This window comes from Pontibacter sp. LHS1, from assembly GCF_058932855.1.
Window position 1 is genome coordinate 58,614 of sequence record NZ_JBZYWF010000004.1, and the last position, 18,094, is coordinate 76,707.

At 48.6% G+C, this 18,094-nt stretch carries 14 protein-coding genes and 1 riboswitch; of the genes, 4 read left to right on the forward strand and 10 right to left on the reverse strand.

Annotated elements, in window-relative coordinates:
• Window positions 1-156: 156 nt before the first annotated feature.
• Window positions 157-1,548, forward strand: a complete 1,392-nt coding sequence (locus tag AC5FXQ_RS09480) for a sodium:proton antiporter (protein WP_493602229.1) — start codon at window positions 157-159, stop codon at window positions 1,546-1,548.
• Window positions 1,549-1,605: 57 nt separating this feature from the next.
• Here the strand turns inward: AC5FXQ_RS09480 and aroC are convergent, their stop codons facing one another.
• Entirely contained in the window at window positions 1,606-2,685 is a 1,080-nt protein-coding gene (aroC, locus tag AC5FXQ_RS09485; RefSeq protein ID WP_493602230.1) for a chorismate synthase, read from the reverse strand.
• Window positions 2,682-4,121 carry a BatD family protein gene (locus tag AC5FXQ_RS09490; RefSeq protein WP_493602231.1) on the reverse strand — a complete coding sequence of 480 codons (1,440 nt, stop codon included), beginning with the start codon at window positions 4,119-4,121 and terminating at the stop codon, window positions 2,682-2,684. The genes aroC and AC5FXQ_RS09490 overlap by 4 nt, the downstream gene beginning before the upstream one ends.
• Window positions 4,122-4,409: 288 nt before the next feature.
• Between AC5FXQ_RS09490 and AC5FXQ_RS09495 the strand changes: the two genes are divergently transcribed.
• Window positions 4,410-4,601: a hypothetical protein gene (locus AC5FXQ_RS09495; protein WP_493602232.1), complete on the forward strand. Its 192-nt coding sequence runs from the start codon at window positions 4,410-4,412 to the stop codon at window positions 4,599-4,601.
• Here AC5FXQ_RS09495 and queG read toward each other — a convergent pair.
• Window positions 4,592-5,539 carry a tRNA epoxyqueuosine(34) reductase QueG gene (queG, locus tag AC5FXQ_RS09500; protein WP_493602233.1) on the reverse strand — a complete coding sequence of 316 codons (948 nt, stop codon included), beginning with the start codon at window positions 5,537-5,539 and terminating at the stop codon, window positions 4,592-4,594. The two genes, AC5FXQ_RS09495 and queG, sit on opposite strands and share 10 nt — an antisense overlap.
• Window positions 5,540-5,805: 266 nt before the next feature.
• Here queG and AC5FXQ_RS09505 point away from each other — a divergent pair, with 266 nt between their 5' ends.
• Window positions 5,806-6,252, forward strand: coding sequence for a RidA family protein (locus AC5FXQ_RS09505; RefSeq protein ID WP_493602234.1), 447 nt, complete (start codon window positions 5,806-5,808; stop codon window positions 6,250-6,252).
• A 70-nt stretch (window positions 6,253-6,322) separates the two neighbouring features.
• Here AC5FXQ_RS09505 and ruvB read toward each other — a convergent pair whose 3' ends face one another.
• The 3 genes from ruvB to AC5FXQ_RS09520 all read right to left on the reverse strand — a co-directional run bounded on the left by ruvB (window position 6,323) and on the right by AC5FXQ_RS09520 (window position 11,404).
• Window positions 6,323-7,366, reverse strand: a complete 1,044-nt coding sequence (gene ruvB / locus AC5FXQ_RS09510) for a Holliday junction branch migration DNA helicase RuvB (protein WP_493602235.1) — start codon at window positions 7,364-7,366, stop codon at window positions 6,323-6,325.
• Between the two features lie 224 nt (window positions 7,367-7,590).
• Entirely contained in the window at window positions 7,591-8,769 is a 1,179-nt protein-coding gene (locus tag AC5FXQ_RS09515) for an acyl-CoA dehydrogenase family protein (protein ID WP_493602236.1), read from the reverse strand.
• A gap of 160 nt (window positions 8,770-8,929) precedes the next feature.
• Entirely contained in the window at window positions 8,930-11,404 is a 2,475-nt protein-coding gene (locus tag AC5FXQ_RS09520; protein WP_493602237.1) for a TonB-dependent receptor, read from the reverse strand.
• A gap of 61 nt (window positions 11,405-11,465) precedes the next feature.
• A riboswitch (TPP riboswitch) is annotated at window positions 11,466-11,563 on the reverse strand.
• A gap of 232 nt (window positions 11,564-11,795) precedes the next feature.
• On the opposite strand from AC5FXQ_RS09520, the gene AC5FXQ_RS09525 reads away from it, so the two are divergent.
• A complete protein-coding gene (locus AC5FXQ_RS09525) occupies window positions 11,796-12,044 on the forward strand; it encodes a hypothetical protein (protein WP_007654857.1) in 249 nt (82 codons plus the stop codon).
• Between the two features lie 74 nt (window positions 12,045-12,118).
• Here AC5FXQ_RS09525 and AC5FXQ_RS09530 read toward each other — a convergent pair whose 3' ends face one another.
• From AC5FXQ_RS09530 to AC5FXQ_RS09545, 4 genes are all read right to left on the reverse strand, one after another.
• Window positions 12,119-12,994, reverse strand: a complete 876-nt coding sequence (locus tag AC5FXQ_RS09530; protein ID WP_493602238.1) for an aldose 1-epimerase family protein — start codon at window positions 12,992-12,994, stop codon at window positions 12,119-12,121.
• Between the two features lie 20 nt (window positions 12,995-13,014).
• Window positions 13,015-13,530 (reverse strand): AAA family ATPase, encoded by a 516-nt coding sequence (locus AC5FXQ_RS09535; RefSeq protein ID WP_493602239.1) that lies wholly within the window; start codon window positions 13,528-13,530, stop codon window positions 13,015-13,017.
• 115 nt (window positions 13,531-13,645) lie between these two features.
• The gene (locus AC5FXQ_RS09540; protein ID WP_493602240.1) at window positions 13,646-15,985 is read right to left on the reverse strand and encodes a T9SS type A sorting domain-containing protein; all 2,340 of its coding nucleotides are present in this window, start codon (window positions 15,983-15,985) and stop codon (window positions 13,646-13,648) included.
• A 694-nt stretch (window positions 15,986-16,679) separates the two neighbouring features.
• The gene (locus tag AC5FXQ_RS09545) at window positions 16,680-17,657 is read right to left on the reverse strand and encodes a hypothetical protein (RefSeq protein ID WP_493602241.1); all 978 of its coding nucleotides are present in this window, start codon (window positions 17,655-17,657) and stop codon (window positions 16,680-16,682) included.
• Between the last annotated feature and the right edge of the window lie 437 nt (window positions 17,658-18,094).

Sequence of the window (18,094 nt, forward strand, 5' to 3'; positions counted from 1 at the left end):
AACAGCAAGCCACTTGTACATTTCTTTTATATAAAGCAGGTATCGTGCCGCATTAGCGGTGTCTATACAACAATTTGGTTAGCTATTTAGCCCAGAAAATGTAACTTTGTGACGCAGTTAAATTTTTGTCCCGACTAAACACACAGCACGTTTAACATGCTTTACAACTACATTCTGCTGGCGCAAGCGCAGCATGCCGTTCCTGGTTTCCTGATTATCCCTTTTCTGCTCCTGATCGGACTTATTGCAAGTGGTCCTATCTTTTTCGGGCACTTTTGGGAACACAACTATAAGAAAATAGCCGTTACACTTGGTCTGACCGTGTTGGCTTACTACCTGTTTGTGCTAGGTGATGTACACATGCCTGCCCATACACTCGCCGAGTATTTCACGTTTGCTGTACTGCTTAGCTCCCTCTACATTGCGGCTGGCGGTATATACCTGAATGTGAATGCCAAAGCAACTCCACTCATAAACGTGGCGCTGGTAGCCGTAGGTGCTGTTTTAGCCAACTTCATTGGTACCACAGGAGCTTCCCTGCTTCTGATTCGTCCGTTTATGCGCCTCAACGCGCACCGACTCAAGCCTTACCAGATCGTATTCTTTATCTTTATTGTGAGTAATGCCGGTGGTCTGTTAACTCCGCTTGGTGATCCGCCCCTGTTCATTGGTTTCATCAAAGGTGTGCCGTTCTTCTGGACGCTTCAGCACCTTTTCATTCCATGGGTAATCTCTATCATCCTGCTTTGCACACTGTTCTTCTTTGTGGATAGCCGCAACAAAGGCGATGAAATCGTAGCCCACCTCGACAACCCAGAGCCAAGCACAGGCAAAACAGAATTCAGCTTCACCGGTCGTCGTAACCTGTTCTGGCTGGCCATCATTATCGGCGCCGTGTTCCTGGACCCGAACGTGATCGATGCGCTACCACACATCTACTACGACGGCAATAAGTTCTCTTACATCCGTGAGATAATCCAGCTTGGAGCGGCCTTCATGTGCTTCCGTTTTTCAAGCAAAGAAGCCCTGGCAGGTAACCAGTTCAACTTCCACCCTATTCTGGAAGTAGTGTTCCTGTTCTTTGGTATCTTCTTTACCATGATGCCAGCCCTGCAGCTTTCAGCCGAGATTGCCTCGTCGCCCGCTTACGCCAACTTCATTACACCAAACTTCCTGTACTGGGCAACGGGCTCACTTTCTGGCTTCCTGGATAATGCCCCAACTTATGCCAACTTCCTTTCACTGGCTATGGCCAAGTTTGACCTGGCTCAGAACAACGTAGAGGATGTTAGGCAGTTTGCCGCCGGCACTTCGGCCGCAGGTATGGAGACACTCATTCAGCTCGAAGCCATCTCGTTAGCAGCCGTACTTTTCGGAGCCTTCACTTACATTGGTAACGGACCAAACTTCATGGTAAAAGCGATCGCGGAAAGTGCCGGTGTGAAAATGCCATCATTCTTCGCTTACATCCTGCGTTACTCTATTCCATTCCTGCTTCCGATCTTCCTGCTGGTTTGGTTCCTGGTGGTGCACCTGAGATTGTTCTAAACCGTAAGGTATAGCTATAATAGAAGAGCCGCTCCTTTATAAAGGGAGCGGCTCTTTTTATAACTTATTCACCCGCTGCCTCAACAGGAAATCAGCCAGCACGAGCGCAGCCATTGCATCTACGATCGGCACGGCCCGTGGCAACACACAGGGGTCATGACGGCCTTTGCCTTGCAGGGTGATTTCCTCACCGGCATCGTTAATGGTCTGCTGCGGCTTCAGGATGGTGGCTACAGGTTTGAAGGCTACATTGAAGTAGATATCCTGCCCGTTGCTGATGCCCCCTTGTATACCTCCTGAGTGGTTGGTACGGGTGCGCACATTGCCTTCCTCATCGGTATAGAACTGGTCGTTGTGCTCCGAGCCGCGCAATTTCACACCCTCAAAGCCACTGCCATACTCAAAGCCTTTCACCGCATTGATGCTCAGCATGGCCTTGCCCAACTCGGCGTGCAGCTTATCGAACACGGGCTCTCCTAAACCCGATGGCACGCCCTGTACCACGCAACTCACTACGCCGCCAATAGTATCCAGGCTGTCGCGGGCATCTTCGATCAGGCCGATCATGCGGGCGGCAATTTTGCCATCAGGGCAGCGCACTTTATTGCTGTCGATCTGCGACAAGTCGAGCTTTGTGTAGTGCTTGCGGAGCTTTACATGGCCCACCTGCGACACATAAGAGCGGACCATGATGCCATAATGCTGCAGCAGTTTAGCGGCCAAAGCACCCGCTGCCACACGTGCCACGGTTTCGCGGGCTGAGCTGCGGCCGCCGCCACGGTGGTCGCGCAGGCCATACTTGGCGGTATAGGTATAGTCGGCATGTGACGGCCGGAATGCCTGCGCCACATGGGAGTAGTCATGGCTTGCCTGGTCTTTGTTGCCTACCACCATCGCGATAGGCGTTCCCGTGGTTCGGCCTTCAAATACGCCGGAGAGTATTGTTACTTTGTCTTCTTCTTTGCGGGGTGTGGTGATGTCTGACTGGCCTGGCCGACGTCGGTCAAGGGCTGCCTGTATCTCGTCTGTAGTTATCTCCAGACCTGCCGGACAGCCGTCCACGATCACGCCCACGGCTGGACCATGTGACTCCCCGAAGGTGGTTATTCTGAAAATCTTACCGTATGTGTTGCTCATTTTATTTTGCGGTATTTTAAGAAGATAAACCCTGACACAGCCAAAAGCACCAGCAGAATAATATTGGTGTAGCGCTTAATAGCTTTATCCTGATAAATGCTTACTAAGGTATGGTCTTCGTTTTCGATAATCTTATAAAAAGGCCCCAGGTCACGCGCCAGCACCATGGTACCTGCATCGGCTATACCTGTTACCGTCACGCTCAGGTTAGATCGCAGTGTATCGTAAGTGGCAGTCACCGGATTGAAGTAGATCCACTGGAAGTCGTCGGCCAGATTGTAAGTGCCTGGTACACGTCCCAGCACTGAATAGGTGAAGCGCTTCATACCCTGCACATGCCCGGCACGCAACGTAATATCCTGCTGCAGATCGGGCGGATAGAAGTCTAGCGTCCCTGTGGTTTTTGGGTTTGGAGGCATGATCGCAGCCAGATTACCTTCTCCTTCCAGCTCAAACATATAGGTAAAGCTTTTGTTCAGCGGCACCGACTTACTTGACAGCCCTTCGCGCAAGGTATACTCACCCACAGGCACCACATCACGCAGCGGGTGCGGCGGCAATTCTTTGACAGGTATGATGCGCTCACGGGCAAAGAAGGTTTTGTACCCCTCGAGGCGATCTTCCAGTAAGGTAGGATTGACGGCCACTTTGTATTTGAGCATACGCAGTGAAAGCTTCGGGAAATGCAGCGGCTCAGTTGTAAGCGGGAACAGCACGGCTTCGTATAGCCTGAAACGCAGGTATGGCTTCCCCTGCACAACCACCTGCTCAGGAGTTACTTCGTCTATTTCAAATACCTCCTCCCAGGCATTAGGCTGTTTCAGCTGCCGCAGTATACCTGTTATCTGGTTGCCAAAGTCATGAAAGTCCAGCAGCCGTTGATCTTCTTCGGCCAGATAGAAGTACAGCACAATGTTCAATCCCTCGCCTACGTATACTTCCTTCTTATCTGTATAAAGCGTCAGGAAAGCATTATCCTCCTGATCCACATACTCCTGCGGCTGTTCCTCGCCCTGCGCTGTCTGCTGCGGAATCACCAGGTCGGGTCCCTGCGGACTAACGGCAGCCATTGGCCCCACTTTGATTTTCATACCGGGTGATTGCAGGGGCTGCCCATTCACGGTCATGCTAAATGGTTTGAGTTCGTAGTCGCCTTCGGCCAGTGCTGCGTAGTTTTGCGTGATGGTCAGCACGGTGGTGGTTTTACCTCCTGCGATGACCGTTTTGGTGGATGAAAAGCGATTACTTTTCTTGAAGCCTTCTATCTCGGGAAAAGGCGAATAGTCTTTGAGCTGCTGGTCCTGAAGCCTGATAGATACCGTAAAGTAAGTGTTGATCGGAAGCGGACTTTTCCCTAACTCAATACGGGCCTGCTGCCCGAAGGCGGGCACCAATACCAGTAGGTATAACAGCACAAGTAGAGAAGTCAGGCGCATAAATCAGGTATAATGGCAAATTTACAAATTCTTGCCGCTATCCACGGGAATATTATAGTCCAATTCTCGCGACTTTATTCATTTAATTATCCCTACAGTTTAGCTGTTTTAGCGAAATACAGGCCTGTTTCCAACGTTCTGACACTGGAGAACCGATAAAATGAAGACTCGTATTGTCATTCAGAATCAACCGATTAACTACAAATTCTACAAATTAATCAAAACTGAATCAACTTTTTAGCCTAATTTCGTATATCAGATTAGAATACCGAAATACCACAAACGAAAATGCTGGAGTACGTTAAAACGATCTTGTTGAAGGTAAGCTTCGACAGAAAGCTGTTTGAAAAAGAGCTGAGAAAAGCCTTTAAAGTGCTGGTCCCGGAAGAGCTCAAACAGCTGAAACAATGGTGCTATGAAAAATTCTCGGAGATGTACCTCTTTGTGCTGAACAAAGTCTTCTCCAGAGCTCAGGTCTGAGAATCGGGGCCCTGCTCCACAAAGCGGATATTGCGCAGTAGTCCATTGTAACCTGTTCGTTTCACAGCTGATTTCTTAAACAGCTGCGCAAAGACTTCCTGCGTTATTTCCTCCCAGTCCGACTTCTTCATTTCCTTCAGCTGCGGGTGCGGCTCAAAGGCAGGCTCTTTGTGCGGCTTGCTGAACCGGTTCCAGGGGCACACATCCTGGCAAATGTCACATCCGAAAATCCAGTTGCCAAACTTCCCGCTCATCTCCTGCGGCAGTTGGTCTTTCAGCTCAATAGTGAAGTAAGAAATGCATTTGCTGCCGTCCACCACATAGGGTTCCACGATCGCATCCGTCGGGCAGGCATCCAGACAGCGGGTGCAAGAGCCGCAGTAATCTTTGATGGGCCCATCATACTCGAGCTCCAAATCAATGATCAATTCGGCGATAAAGTAAAAACTACCCACCTGTGGCGTGATCAGATTAGAATTCTTGCCTACCCAGCCCAGCCCACTTTTTTTGGCCCAGGCCTTGTCGAGCACCGGAGCAGAGTCTACGAAGCAACGGCCGCCCACCTCTCCTATCTCTTCGTTGATGTAGTTCAACAGCGTCTTCAGCTTGTCTTTGATCACAAAGTGGTAATCGGTGCCGTAAGCATACTTTGACACCTTGTAAGTGCCTTCCTCCGACTGCTGATCCTCTTGCTCAGGATAGTAGTTGAGCAGCAGCGACACCACCGACTTGGCCCCCTCCACCAGCAGACGCGGATCGAGCCGCTTGTCGAAGTGGTTTTCCATGTAGTGCATCTGGCCATGCATGTTCTGCTTCAGCCAGTTCTCCAGTCGCGGTGCCTCCTCTTCCAGAAAATCAGCTTTGGAGACGCCACAGTACATGAAACCCAGTTCCTGCGCCTTCTGCTTGATGAGGTATGTAGTTTGTGCTTTGTTCAAAATTTTGGTGCTCAGGTATAGCTATACCTTGGGGAGAACAAATTTACGGCAAAATAAATCCGATTCTAACCTATTTCGCCCAAGCTCGCCAAGCCTTTTCCTTTTGCGCTCCCTTTGTCGTTCGTTTTTGGACAGCGCTGTACTATTTTGAACATACTGAGCAGACGTGCTGCCAGTCATATCACTCTCTTGGTCCTTCTGAGCGCAATTTCTGGATTGGCATACTCTTAGGTATAGAAGTAGAAACCTATAAAAGCTATACAACTATGAAAAAGAATCTCCTCTTACTGATCGCCTTACTTATTGGCTTAGCTTATACTGTGCAGGCACAGGGCCAGAAACTACAGAACGGAAAAATTTTTCATTTGCATCCGAAGGGTGAGCAGGAGTGGAATTACGCTCAGGCATACCGGAGTGGCAATATGCTATATCTGTCAGGCACGGTAGGAAAAGGCACCATGGATCAAGCCATGGAGCGGGTTTACCAGACCATCGGGCTGACCCTAAAGCAGTATGGACTTGACCTAACGCATGTGGTAAAAGAGAATTTGTATACGACTGACATTGAAGCAGCTAAAAAAAGTCAGCCCATACGCAGAAAGTATTATGGCTCTCACACCCCTGCTGCTAGCTGGGTGCAGGTATCGCGGTTGTTTGAGGAGGATACTATTTTAGAGGTAGAGGTAATCGCAGAGATAAAGAAGACGGAGTAGTGTTTCTTATCTGCTGAAAACAAAAACGGCAGACCTGAGGTCTGCCGTTTTCACTTTATCACAAACAAAGTTATTCAGCCTGGTCAAACAAACCACCAGCTACTACCTGCTGCGGCGGAATCTTGCCCAGGTGGCGGTAAGCGGCTTCCGTAGCTTCACGACCGCGGGAGGTACGCTTGATATAGCCCTCCTGGATCAGGAACGGCTCGTATACCTCTTCGATCGTCTCAGACTCTTCTCCACAGGCCGTCGCGATGGTAGACAGACCTACCGGACCACCCTTGAACTTGTCAATGATGGTGCTCAGGATACGCTTGTCCATATCATCCAATCCGTTGTGGTCTACGTCGAGTGCATTCAGCGCAAACTTCGCGATCTCTACTGTGATGGTGCCATTGCCTTTTACCTGGGCGAAGTCGCGGGTACGACGCAGCAGGTTATTGGCAATACGCGGCGTACCACGGCTACGGCGGGCAATCTCAAATGCCGCATCCTCATGTATAGGCGCTCCCAACAGGGCTGAAGAACGCTTTACGATGGAGGTAAGTAGCTCAGCATCGTAGTACTCCAAACGTGAGTTGATGCTGAAGCGGGCACGCAGCGGCGAAGTCAGCAGCCCAGAACGTGTCGTAGCTCCGATCAGCGTAAACGGATTCAGGCTGATTTGCACAGAGCGGGCATTTGGACCAGAGTCAAGCATGATGTCGATCTTGTAATCCTCCATCGCCGAGTACAGGTACTCCTCCACAATCGGGTTGAGGCGGTGTATCTCGTCGATGAACAGCACATCATTCGCGTCTAGGTTAGTCAACAGACCCGCCAGGTCGCTTGGCTTATCGAGCACCGGGCCGGAAGTCATTTTTATACCTGCATCCAGCTCAGAAGCGATGATATGCGACAGCGTGGTTTTACCCAGGCCGGGAGGGCCGTGCAACAGCACGTGATCCAGCGCCTCGCCACGATTCTTGGCTGCCTGCACAAATATCTTCAGGTTCTCCACCACCTTCGCCTGCCCCGTAAAGTCGGCAAAGCTCAGCGGACGAAGCGCCTTGTCAATGTCTTTTTCAGCCGGCGACATGTAGTCATTACTGCCGGTGAGATAATCTTCTCTCATAGAATAAACTGTATTATTGCAGCTAAAAGCTATACCTAAAGGTAACAGTTTCAGCTATGCTTTCGCTCCATTTCTGCCTACGAATTTACTGATTTTTGCTAATTATTTTATAGTGATTCACCAAAAATCTAATATGATTAGCAAAAACAGAAAGGCAGCCACTCCCGCAGCTGCCTTTCTATACCTACAGCCCATACCTGTTTTAGGAAGAGGCTTGAGCAGGTCTATTTAAATGCAGGTATACCTGTGATATCAGCACCTGTGATGAGCAGGTGAATGTCGTGAGTGCCTTCGTAGGTAATCACCGACTCAAGGTTCATCATGTGGCGCATGATCGGGTATTCGCCTGTGATGCCCATACCACCGTGTATCTGGCGTGCTTCGCGGGCGATGTGCAGGGCCATGTCCACGTTATTTCGCTTCGCCATCGAGATCTGCTGTGTTGTCGCTTTCCCTTCGTTTTTCAAGGTGCCCAGTCTCCAGGCCAGCAACTGCGCTTTCGTGATCTCAGTCAGCATTTCAGCCAATTTCTTCTGTGTGAGCTGGAAAGCGCCGATTGGCTTATCGAACTGGATACGCTCCATGGCATACTTGCGGGCCGACTCGTAACAGTCAATCGCCACACCTATTGCACCCCAGGCAATGCCGTAGCGGGCAGAGTCGAGACAGCCAAGCGGACCGCGAAGGCCTTCCACGTTTGGCAAGAGGTTCTCTTTTGGCACCTTCACGTTGTCGAATACCAGCTCGCCGGTGCAGCTGGCACGCAAGCTCCACTTGTTGTGGATCTCTGGGGTTGAGAAGCCTTCCATACCGCGCTCCACGATCAGACCTTTGATGCGGCCTTGTTCGTTTTTGGCCCATACCACCGCCACCTGGCACTCCGGTGAGTTGGATATCCACATCTTGGAGCCGTTCAGCAAATAATGGTCTCCCATGTCTTTGATGTTGGTTACCATACCACCCGGGTTAGAGCCGAAGTCGGGTTCCGTGAGGCCGAAGCAGCCCAGCCATTCGCCGCTGGCTAGCTTAGGGAGGTACTTCTTACGCTGCTCCTCCGAGCCGTAGGCATAGATCGGATACATTACCAGCGAGCCCTGCACCGAAGCGGTAGAGCGCATACCGGAATCACCGCGCTCGATTTCCTGCATGATGATGCCGTAGCTGATGTAGTCCAGTCCGCCACCACCATACTCGGCAGGTATAGTCGGACCGAAAGCACCTACATCACCAAACTTCTTCACTATTTCAGATGGAAAATGTGCATCTTGTGCCCACTGCTCGATGTTCGGAGAAATCTCTTTCTTTACAAAGTCGCGCAGCGTCTGACGGATAAGGAGGTGTTCTTCGGTGAGTAAATCGTCGATGTTATAATAGTCAGGAGCTCCTGATGATTCGTAGGCCATAGCTTATTTCGTTGTTTTAAGGAAAGGGTAATACGCAAATATAACAAGTTTTCTGAATCGACATATAGGCCCCCTACCTGAAGGATTTGTAGGATAAGAAGGAGGTGAAAAAAAAAGCCCCACCAGATGGCAGGGCCTTTCCAAAAAAACTCAATCTATGTTAAAATCTTAGACCTACAGAAGCCAGGAAGTTACGGGTGGCTTGTGGATAGTAGAAGTTCTCGGTTGTCAGCTCCGCTCCTGCTATATAGCTGTAGGTATAGCCATTGGCAGCATAGCGTTCGTTGAAGATGTTGTTCACCAGCAGCCCAAGTTCCAGCCCTTTCAGCACACCTGTGAAACCAGTAGTATAGCGCAGACGCAGGTCGCCCACCTGGTAGGCAGGTATAATGCGGTTCTCGTTCTGGGTGTTATCCAAGTACTGCTTGCTCACCGTCTTGTAAATAAAGGCAGCTTTCAGGCCTTTCAGCACCTCCACCTCCAATTGCGTGGCAGACACAAAATCCGGGGAGAAGGCAATAGAAGCCTGGCTGTAACTGTTCATCACCTGACCACCTTCATCATAGTCGTCGATGTACTCCTCGAAGTCACGCAGTTTGTTTTGGCTGTAACTCAGGTTGCTGCTCAGGCTCGCCGTGTTGCCCAAACGTAATGCACCGGCCAGCTCTATACCCTGGCGGTAACTGCGGTCGATGTTCGTGCGGGTATAGCCTCCAACATCATTGATCTCGCCTGTGAGTACCAGCTGGTTCTTGTAGTCCATGAAGAAGTAGTTCGCCTCCACATTGGCACTCAGCGCTCTTCCTGCCAGTTCGCCTAAGCCCAGCTGACCTCGGTAGCCGGCTTCCAGGTTGCGCAGCGTCTCATGCTTTGGACGGCTGTCGGCAGTTGACTCTGTAAAGTCTTTGCGCACCGGCTCACGATTGCCAATGGCATAAGAGGCGTACAGCTGATGTCCCGGCTTAAACTCATAGCTTATACCTGCTTTAGGATTATAGAAGGTATAGTTCACCTCCTGCTCCAGGTTCTCAAAGTTGTTGTTGATGCCCTCGAAGGTATAATTGATAGTGCGCAGCTGCATATCACCGAACAAGCTCAGCTGATCTGTCAGGCTGTAGGTCACCTTACCGAAGATGTTGAAGTCCGTCTTCACGGCGTTATTGTCGTAGTAGCGGTCGCGTATGTTCGAGGTGGAGGCGTAGCGTGCCCAAATCACTTCTCCGAAATGGTCACCGTCATACCTGTTCCAGGCACCGCCCAACGTGGCATTCAGGCGAGACGAAGGATTGTACTGCAGGGCGTAGGTGGCGCCATAAAACCCGTTGTCGAGCCAGCGACGGCGGATCAGGTCGGTGCGGCTGATCACCTGACCGCCAATTTCCACATTTGGCAAACCATAGTTGGAGAGGCGGTCGTTGTTGCGGAACTGCTCGTAGTAGCCACGTCCGTAGGTATAATGCAGCGCTCCTGAGAAGGTAAGCTCCGGCGAGAAGTCGTGCGACAGGTGCAGCTGGTAGTGGTCCTGCTGGTAGTTGTCGGTTTCGTTATCGTAGGTATAGTAGTTATACCTGCGACCGGCTGTGCGCAGGTTTTCCAGATCACTGCCGGTGATGCCATTACGGTCGATGTAGGCCTGCAGGTCAGCTTCGTTGCCATACACCAGCGCCTCCGGTGTACCATACCAGGCTTGGTAGGTCTGCTCCTGCCCCGAAAAGGTCACGAACTTTACTGTTGTTTTGTCGCCGTAGTAGCCACCCGAGAAGTACATGGACTTCAGGTCAGAAGAAGCGCGGTCGATGTAGCCGTCAGACTTAATGCGGGACAGGCGACCGTCGAAAGCGAATTTGCCATTGATCAGACCCGTTCCGAAGCGCACATTGTTCTTCCAGGTGTTGAAAGAGCCGTAGCTGTTGTCGGTTTCGGCATAGGCCTCGCGGCGCACCTGCTGCGTCTGGATATTGATGCTCGCTCCGAAGGCGCCTGCTCCGTTGGTAGAAGTACCCACTCCTCGCTGTACCTGCATGTCTTCCACAGACGAGGCAAAGTCAGGCATGTTCACGAAGAAAGTGCCGTGGCTCTCAGCATCGTTGATAGGTATACCATTCACGGTCACGTTGATGCGGGTAATATCAGAACCACGTATGCGGATGCCGGTATAACCCACGCCGGCGCCGGCATCGGAGTTCACCACCACCGACGGTACCTGCTCGAGTAGATAAGGCAGGTCCTGTCCGAAGTTGCGCTCGTTGATCTCTTCGCGCGTCACGTTTGTGAAAGTAGTACCCGTTCGTTCGTTAGCGCGGGTAGATGATACCAGTACCTCACCTGCGTTCACACTGGCTGGCTGCAACGCCAGGCGCAGCTCGGTGTCGGCGGCCAGTTGCACTTGTCTGCTCAGCTGAGTATAGCCCAGGTAGGACACCCGCAGGGTATAATTTCCCGCCGACAAGTCCTGAAATTGAAAACGGCCGTCAGGGTCGGTAACTGTGACATGGCCGCTGCTCGTCAATACGACGGTGGCTCCCGCCAGCGCCTCGTTTTTGAGAGCATCGGTTACGTAGCCGCTCAATTGGAACTGAGCAAGCAGCTGCAATGGCAATAGCGTGACTGCCATCACAATGAGTAATTTTTTCATTGGTGTGTAAGAAAAGATAAGATGAAACAAACAGACCTGCCAGGGGCCGGCAGCCTGCTACAATGTTTCCCCGCGTTTTTCCCTTCGCCGGCATTACCCGGATCAGGTTCAATGGGTATGATCTCAGCCCGTTGTTATAAGGCACCCCTAAACTGCTGTAAAGGTATGGTTGATTTTCTGTGAAAACAAAACTGGCCGGGGCAAATTATGGCCAACCCACTGTATCAAGTAGTTAAGTACAATTTTATTTTAACAAAAGCCGATAACCACATGCGGCTAAACTACGTTGAAAACAATACAAGGCACGTTTTCACGCACCCGCTCATCAGCAGCAGGAATTGCCAGGAAAATAGGCCGGCTGAACCAATTTTAGAGTTTAAGAAGAAATGTGATGATGATCAGCTTACTGTATACTTTAGCACTGCTAACGATACTGGCATATTACGCTTTCGCTCCACGCAAAAAATTCAGAGGGTCTTCCTCAACTGATAATGACGACGATGGAGGCGAGCCACTAGGCGACGATCTGCCAGATCTGGACCTGCCACCCGGCATATCATTGCCCATCAATGATTATGAACCGCAATATGACCTGAGACGAATCAAGGTTCCTAAATTTCCGGAGCCTTCCTTACAATGAAACCAAAAAGTCCCCTGCTCGACCATTCGACAGGGGACTTTTTGGTTTAGGGCTATACCTTTAGCAGCCTTACTTTACAGCACTTCAATTGTAAAAGTGCGCTCAAACACATGCTTCGGACTGAGCAGGTTGATACCTTCCTTCTTTTCGATCTCGCCGGACTCGCCATCGCGACCCGCTATACCGCACCAAGGCTCAATACACACATAAGGCGATGGCCCCGGCTTTGCCCAGATGCCCAGGTATGGGAAACCCTCAAATGTCATCTCGATGCGGCGCTGGTTCGTGTGGCTGCCCAGGGAAAGTTTATCTGAGTTTAGGTTTTTGAACACCAATGCATCTTTCTCAAAATAACTGTGCCTCAGCGGCAACACTCGGTCATGCTCCAGCACCTTCTCGGTGTCACCGCTTTGCAAGCCATTGTCTGTAAGCAGGTAACGGTGCAGTGTTTCTTCTTTATCAAACTCGATGAAGTAATCTTCGTACTGCTCCCCTCCATAAAATGGCACATTGAAGCCCGGATGTCCGCCGATTGAAAAATACATGCCTTTGCTGTCGCGATTGAGCACTTGGTAGGTCACAGACAGTTTGTTGTTCTCGAGTTTGTAAGCAACCAGCAGCCTGAACTTGAAGGGGTATACCTGATAGGTTTCCTCGTCGTCGTCGAGCTCAAACACCAGTTTGTCCTCTTCCTGTTCTATCAGCTTAAACTCTTTGTGCCGGGCAAAACCATGGCGCTTTAGGGCAAATATTTCGTCCTCGTAGGTATAGGTGCCCTCAGGCAACTCTCCCACGATCGGAAACAGATTAGGAGCGTGACTAGCCCAAATCTCCGGGTCGGCCTGCCAGATAAACTCCAGCTGCTCATCGAGCTTGATGAAGTGCTGCAACTCGGCGCCTTTGCTCTCGACGCCTACCTTAAAGTTATAGTTCTGCAAATAGTATAGCATGGCAAGGTATAGGTTTAGGTTTATTGCCGGAGCAAGGCATCTACATGTTCCTTGGCCTGCGCCAATCGGGCTTCATGCTGTCCGCTAATCTCCACAAAAGGCACTTGCAGCACCTCCAGCTCCCGCTTATACCAGTCATAGAAGTACTGGCGCAGGTGCGGATGCTCCCGTTGCGGATCAGGCTCCCACGGCAAATCAACGCCCATGAGCAGGTAAAGGTTGTAGTGCTGCTGCTTTAGTTTTTGCAGCACCCAATTAGGGCACTTGCCGAAAGCATGCTCACTCCAGATTTTGATCACCAGCAGGTCAGTATCAGCGAAGAGTAAACCGGTAGCCTGTGCCGCAGCTGTCTCTTCCAGAGCCATTTGCCCCCTGGCAATCGCTTCCAGGTCCTCCAGGGTGTAGGGCCTATCCAGTTGGTCGATATAGGTGCGGGCATACTCCGGCACCCACACGGCGTTGTAGTGCGCAGCCAACTGCTGCGACAGCGTAGATTTGCCCGTAGACTCAGGTCCTGTGGTGGCGACTTTCAGCATACCACAAAGGTAGAGCAATTATGCTGAAAGTCGCCATCACAGGACCTGCCATAAAAAAGCTGCCGCCGACAGGTTTCCCCCACCGGCGGCAGCCTTATTTAACAGCCTCCTACTGTTATTCCTTTTTAAGTAGTTTTACAGTTTTCGTCCCAGAGTCACTCACCATACGGGCGATGTACAGTCCTTCTGGCAGACCGCCACCATCTACCTCCACGGTGTTCACCATACCGGCTTTCGCCTCACCAGACTTCAGCTCTCTTACCAGCGCACCACGCATGTCGTAGAGTCGCATGCTGAAGTTCTCGTCCTGCGCCACTGTGAACTCAATCACCGCTTTGTCAGTGAACGGAGTTGGGTAGGCGCGTAGTTGGTTAACTTCAGCAAGGTCTAGGCCTTGGAGGGTGCTGGTTGAGGTAGCTACAAAATTACTTCCTGGGTCATAGTTTGAATTGTTAAGAGGACAATTCTGGTTATTAGCCCTATCAAATTCAGCTGCTAATGCTCCAGCACTTGAGTAGTAAACTCCGTCTAGTGTTGCATATCCATAGTTAAACATACTTACAACTGCTGCTTGTATTTCAGCTTTGCTGTAATCGTAGTTAACATTTTGATGACACGCATTCAGAAGAGCACTGACAGACTGACGAGCAAGGTTATAGTAATCCCCACCGCCAAGATTTAGAGCCTGCATCATTGTCAATTTCGGACTCAAGCTTCTTCTGTTTGTGATATTAATAAAGGCATCACCGAAGAATTTAGAAGCATATATCTTTTGTTTTTTGTTATCAAAAGGTATATATCCACATCCCCATGCTTGTGGCCAGTTTTTCCAGAAGCCTAAAGTACAGCCAGTATAGGCACCACAATTAACTGCTGGTGTAACAACTGCTTCAGCTGTTTTACTGCATCCATTAGATGTATTAGTTACTGTTAGCAAATAAGTTCCTACCATATTAACTGTTGGACTTAATGTGTTTCCATCAGAAAGAATATTACCATCTGAAGTAGTCCATAGATAGCTATAGTTATCCCCTGTTGAAGAGCCAGCACCGCTTAGTTGGAGTTGATTTGTGATACAGTCTAATGCACCACCAGTAGCACTAGCTAGAGGCCTAGTCTGATCGAGGGTCACCTCCACGTCGTCCGAGGCTGAGCAGCCGTTGGCGGTCGTCGAGGTGAAGGTGTAGGTGCCCGCAGCGCTCACAGTCACTGACAGGCCGTCGGCGTCGCCTACGATCGTGCCGTCGGTGGTCGTCCACAGGTAGGTCACACCGCTAGGGTCAGAGGTCGCAGTCAGCGTGATCTGCCCGTTCTCGGCCGTGCAGTCGATCACCTGGTCATCGCCCGCGCTCACTACAGGGGGAGAAATACCATTTCCACTAAAGCTATCTCCACTAGAGCAAGCAATGTAATCCCGAGGAGCATCGGTAGGCGTACCATCTGGTACTAGAGATAAATTATAGCTCACCCCAGATGCATAATTAGCACAGATAGTTGCGTATGTATCGTTTTGTTGATTAGATGCATTACCATTGATTGTTCCTAACTCTAGCCATAATGGATTTGTTGTCAAGTCTGAACTGGTTGCAGTACTCACTTGAGTACCCCCATCTGATGGTTTAGTAGTATAAGTAGTAATTGTGTACGATGTCGCCTTTGTACTTGCATTATCAACTAATCTCCATTTGCCAGCACCTCCGAAATAATTTGCACATACCGTATATCCATTAGCCGCACACGCAAGTGTTTCATCACCATCAGGTTCTAGAACACAAGTAGCACCACCACATCCGTATCTAGCTTTGTATACTAAATTAGCACTATTGGCAAATTTACCTCCATTATCTAGAGGCCACATAGCAAGGTAATAGTTTGTTGGCTTGTTAAAGGATGGTACAGTTATAGTCGACCATCCGTTACCACTAATACCACATCGGGCATAAGTTAAATCATTACAAGAGCCGGACAAGTTTCCTGAAGTAGGATACCTACCAGTGCTTGTGTTTCCTCCAGTAGGCTGCGCATCATTGCTATAGTAAAGTGCCCATCCTATAGTTTGATTTGATACTATCTGAAATTGGTAAGTACCTGCATTAGGTCGAATATCGAAATTAAAATATACTATTTCTGATGTACCTACAACCGGTCCGGCAACAGCATTGTTTTCACTTCCGTCCGCCATGCTGAAGCAACTACTGTAGTTCATGCTGAGTCCGCCATTGTATGTAGTTTTAAATGCTTCTAGTTGACTCTGAGTTGAGGCAGCTGATGCGCAAGCTACTATACCTAATGGTTGTGTATTCGAACCTGTTACTCTTACAGCTTCCCAAATATTACTTGAAGTATTATATCTCCATCCATCTCCAGAATTCCATCTGGTTGCTCCACAAAGATCAGGCGATGTAGTCTGAGCATTTACATTTTCTCCTATCATTAAAAAAGCCACCAGCACCATAGCATACCGCCATAGCCCTAGTAGCCGATCCTTCGAGCGAGCACCCTTTGCCCTACCCGTGTAATTGTCTAAATTTCCCATAAGTGTAAAGATTTTTGGTTGTTAGAATGTGTTTATTGTGTTTGTAATCCTGAAAAAAGGCAAAGCAGTGCCTGTCCGATGATTGTGCGCTCATCGGGGTAAAGCCTGCTGTTGACAGAGGAGGCTTAAGTAGCTGAATGGCTACTCAGTAAAATGAAAGGATTAAGGTGGGCCTGGCCGTAATAGGCAAAGCCATAAATAGTATGCGTTTTGCATAGGGATGAGTGTAAACGATGTGAGTATTCTTTAGTTGGAGATCAGAGTGTGGCGAGACGGGTGCAATCACCAAGGGCTTACTGTGTAAGCAAGGAGGGGTAGAGGCGGTTTTCCGCTAGCTTGCAGCCGACATTTTTTAATTAGCTGCTAACTAGTTGAACTTTAGGCTAATATACTATGAAAACTTAAAAAAATAGATGGTTTTTTCCTATTTATAGTTTATAGAGTCTGTTAGCGTGTAAACGGAGACAATTACAGTGTGAGCAGTATTTGACATGAATATATATGGAAGATTGTGTATTACCTCCCCTTTATTAGAAAAGAGCTACCGCTTGCCAATTTATCAGCAGCGATAGCTCTCTTCATTTAGGATCTAACAGCCTCATTAAGCTGCTATCTATTTTTCAGAACTTTCATCTTCACAATGGTTATTGTCAATCCAATTACCAATCGTACCTGCAGCGGTTTGGAGATTACAAGGTGCCGGCTTGCTTGTATCCTTATAATACTTTATTATACATTTAAATGCATCTTTTACATCATCAGGCAAGCACTTTATGTAATCATCTAAATCAATATTTTGCTCTTTTGCACTTAATATTAAAGCTCCTGCTTGGAATAACGCCCTTCTTTCAGGTGTGGTAGCGGGTAGGTATGGTCCATCTTTGGTTAATTTTTCTCCCCCGACATATATTTTATTAACTCCATCAGGCCAATGCTTTCCCTTATTACCTCTATTAAAGTAACGACCTTGGGAGTAGGCACATAAGTTACAATCATATTTAGGTTTACAATCACCAGCATCAATTATTACATTTTCACAATTATTACCTGCTTTCACTGATATAATAAAATAATCAATCTCAAATTCATCTTCAAAAGTAAATCGTACAGTATACTCTTTATCTTTAGTTAAGGCAGTCAATCCATCTAATTTGAAGTAGCTATCTACTTCGGAATCTATTACACAGCCAGTTCCACTTCCAACACTGTACTCAACAGGAGGCGTATAAGCACTTCCGCCATTCCTTATTTCAACAGTTTGATTATCTATTTTCCCTTTACCTTCATAATCTTCTTCCGGACAATAAACAGCCCCAATGACTAAGTTACTTAAACCTATCGCTTGTTGAGGACCAATTTGTTTTATGGTAAAAGACCATGTACCCCCGCCCTCATCGACTGCATTAGATAAACAATACCCTCCTCCTCTGGTTCCTACTGGAATGTAATTAGCATTACAATCTGTTTGCTCAGTTGAATCCAAAGTATTTTGAGAACCCATTGGCCCTACTTCTTCTCCTTCCTTCGAACAGGCAAAAGCGACAAAGCTGAATAAAAACATCAGCAGCGAATAATTGATTAACTTTTTCATACTCATAAAAATTAAAATTGGTAATTGTGTTTTGTTCTTGATTAATAGATGGGCAAGCGTGTCCCTGGCAGGTATTTGGGATACCGGCATAAGTGGAGCAGAACAGCATTAAACAAAGATTAAAGCTGGGCTGTGTAGATTAAGTCTTATAGGAGCTATGAGATCGGATGAAGCAGGCAATTCTGACCGTAGCAGGCAGCCCACTTATTCATAATGGAAAGTATTTGTTTCATAGAAGTTAGGTAATGGATTTGTTCAACACTATTCTCTCTCGCAGATTACCACCCAGGCGTTAAACCCAGCCAGATCCAGCTTACCAAAAATCATAATCAAGTGCACGCTGTACCAGAACAACTGATACCATTTATGACTGATTTATAAGTGAATATACCTCTATAATTATAACACATCTAATTTTTTATTAAATAAAAAGCTTA